The 3,364-nt window shown below is 45.0% G+C and carries 1 protein-coding gene and 1 pseudogene; both read right to left on the bottom strand.

Features of this window, described 5'->3' with window-relative positions; genetic code table 11:
- Positions 1-816: pseudogene (locus NK638_RS12060) on the bottom strand (RNA-guided endonuclease InsQ/TnpB family protein); the annotation flags it as partial.
- A gap of 424 nt (positions 817-1,240) precedes the next feature.
- Positions 1,241-2,938 (bottom strand): AMP-binding protein, encoded by a 1,698-nt coding sequence (locus tag NK638_RS12055; protein WP_274633200.1) that lies wholly within the window; start codon positions 2,936-2,938, stop codon positions 1,241-1,243.
- Positions 2,939-3,364 lie beyond the last annotated feature (426 nt).

Raw genomic sequence — 3,364 nt, 5'->3', positions numbered from 1 at the left:
TGGCCAGTTTGGATGAAGTGAATGATGTTGATTTGATTTTACCAACAACGATTAGACTATTGGCTTTGACCATTTATTGGTAAATTTATGGATTAAATCTTGGCGGGTGTTTTTGATCTTGGCGTGAATGGCCTTGACTCGCTTTTTGTTTTTAGCACGTTGAGCAATGGCCAGTTTTTCTGCGTATTGATGGGTGACTTTGATTTGTAGCTGATCACCATCACTACTGACTGCTGAATCCTTACAGCCTAGGTCAATACCAACTTGGCCATCACCGCAGTTGGTTTTTGGAAATTCTTTGACGGTGATACAGGCGTACCAATGGCCGCGATTGTCTTGTACCAACTCGCAAGTATTGATGCGGTAGAGCGAGAGGTTATAGCTATCCCACAGATCAATGATTAGTTTTTTACCCTTAGCAAGGCTTAGCTGAATAGTAGATTTAAGGCTTTTCTTGCCAGACTGACGAGTTGATAGGTGTTTTATGGCTGTCCTCTTAAAAGGAATCCAGCCCAAGCTTCTTCTCTTAGCCTTTGGGTTGTTGGTGCGCCAGTTGAGTTTGGCTTTTTTAAACTGTTTACGGGATTTAGCGTGAACCTCACTAATCGCTTGCAGGGTTTGGCTGTGCAAGTTTAAATACTCGCCACTGCCTTTGGTATAAGTAGCCAAGTCATAAGCTGAAAAGAATTGACCTGTACGCTTAAGATGTTTAAAACTAAGCTCATTGACGTAATTCCAAACAAAATTAACCGACCCAGCCAAGATATTGAGCTGCTTGGCGTGTTTGTCTTTGATGCGTAGTTTGAGCGTTTTCATGGATTAATTATGATATTAATGCAGTTGGTTATCAAGGGGTTCGCCATACTGGGCGACAATGGCTGACGCCTGATATCCACGCCCCTAAAAGGACGTGGTTTTACGGCGTTAGATGATAAATGGTCATCAAATAGGGATGAGCTGTGAGGGTGTTGTCTGGCGCGACCGCCTATCATAGAGATTAAGTGGCTGGCGAAGGCGATTCGTCAATAGTGACGCTAACACAGAATAAAGATTGAGTAAAAATTCTGTGAGGTCAAAGCGGATAAATAGATAGTAACGAGACAGATAAGCCATCATTCATGCATCAAGCAATAGTAAGTAATAAAAAGATCTAAAGATAAGGGCGCTGACATAAAAGCGCCCTGCAAAGGCAAGGCGCTATGATAAAGCTTTGATAAAGTTCTTATTATCAATGACGTATCTACAGTCTTGGATGGTCTGCGTCGTGTTTTTCGCGCAGTTTTTGCCGCAGTACCTTACCGACGTTGCTCTTTGGTAGCTCGCTGACAAACTCGATATGACGTGGGCACTTATAACCCGTTAAGTTGTCCAGCGCAAATTCTTTGATGACTTCTTTGGTGACATTGTTGTCCGCAGGCACCACATAGATTTTGACTGCCTCGCCTTGGCGCTCATCAGGAATACCAATGACCGCACAATCAACGATACCGTCGCAGTCAAGCATGACAGACTCAATCTCATTAGGAAAGACGTTAAAACCAGAGACCAAAATCATGTCTTTTTTACGGTCCAACAGTCTAAAGTAGCCTTTTTCATCCATGCTGACGATATCACCAGTACGGAAGTAACCATCGCTGGTAAAGTCATCACTGCTGTCTCTGTTTAAATAACCTGAGGTGACGTTAGGGCCCTTGACGCACAGCTCGCCTGCTTGGTTTACACCGACGCGCTTGCCCTCATCATCAATCACAATGGCATCGACGCTAGGGACGGGCACACCAATTGTTCCGTTAAACTTACGATCTGTGATGACGTTGGCCGTACCGACCGCCACGCCTTCGGTCATTCCCCAACCTTCGATCATCGCACAGCCAGTGGTCTCAAGCCAGCGAGTGGCGGTTTGTTCAGTTGCCGCCATACCACCTGCCTGCGAGATACGTAGCGAGCTAAAATCTAAGTCTTTAAAGTTTGGCTGATCCAGCAAGCCTTTAAACAGCGTATTGACCGCTGGAAAAATATGGAAAGGCTGTTTTGATAAGGTTTTGACAAATCCTGGCATATCGCGCGGATTAGGAACCAATATAAAGGTATAACCTGAGCGCATGCCGAGCAAGCTGAGCATAAAGGCAAAGATATGATACAGCGGTAGCGCCATGACCATATTGATATATACATCATTGATCTCAGAGGTGATAGGGCGGGTCCAAGCCTCTGATTGCATCGCCGCCGCCACGATATTACGCTGCGACAAGATGGCACCCTTTGATAATCCTGTCGTGCCGCCGGTATATTGCAAAAACGCCTTTTGATCAAGTGACATTTTTGGCTTTTGAAAGGGAAGGTTTTTGCCTTTTTTGAGCACATCAGGGAGTTTTGTGACTTGATACTTTGGGTCGTTGAGCTTGTATTTGGGGACCAGACGTTTGACTTGGCGAATGATGGTATTGACCAAGATGCCTTTGAGCCCCATCATATCGCCCATTTTTGATAAGACAATACGTTTGATTTTGGTCTCGCCGATGACCTGCTCGAGCGCTTGGGCAAAGTTGTCTACCACAAAGATAGTTTGTGCGCCTGAGTCGTTGAGCTGATGACGCAGCTCGCGGCCTGTATAGAGTGGGTTGACTGGGGTGCATACATAGCCTGCCCGCAAGATACCGATCATCGTGGGCAGATATTGCGGCACGTTTGGCATCATCAGTGCCACCACACTGCCTTGTGGTAGTCCCTGAGATTGTAGCCATGCGGCGACGGCCAACGAGGCTTCATCCACATCATTATAAGTATGAGTCACACCCATACAGATACTCATAGGGTGCATACGAAAGCGGTCAAAGCATTCCTCGTACAGCTCCATTATGCTGCTATATCTATCAGGGTTGATAGTCTTAGGTACACCATCGGGATAATTGGCAAGCCAAGGTTTGTTCGGCATCATAGTCAGCGTCCTTGAATTTCAAAATAGGGTAGGAGGGTGTATCAAAGCAGTCTTATCCGTGTCAATAAAACACACCAGCGCTGACAGAGGTAGTTTGTCGCTGCGTGCGTCAACATCCGTATTTATTGACTGGCTGCTCAGTTTTTTGAATGACAGGGTAAGTTGCACGGTAATCATCGATTGCTTCAGTGACAGCGAAAACCATGCGCTATTATTAAAGCATAAAAACCAAGGCATCAAAAAAATAATACATTTCAGAAATACAGTAGCATGAATGTCGGCCAAGGCAACAACGGTATATGATACTGATCAGTTCATTTAACCATCAGCCATAAAGTATGAGGTAGATTAAGCCTGTACCAGAGAAGTTATCTATAGTTAGCTGAATGTAAAACTGTTATGGATTTAAACGCGCTACTGGTATAA

The organism is Psychrobacter sp. A3 (assembly GCF_028823565.1).
Lineage (GTDB): Bacteria > Pseudomonadota > Gammaproteobacteria > Pseudomonadales > Moraxellaceae > Psychrobacter > Psychrobacter celer.
Note: the sequence above shows the minus strand (reverse complement) of the source record. Positions and strands in the feature narration are given on the sequence as shown.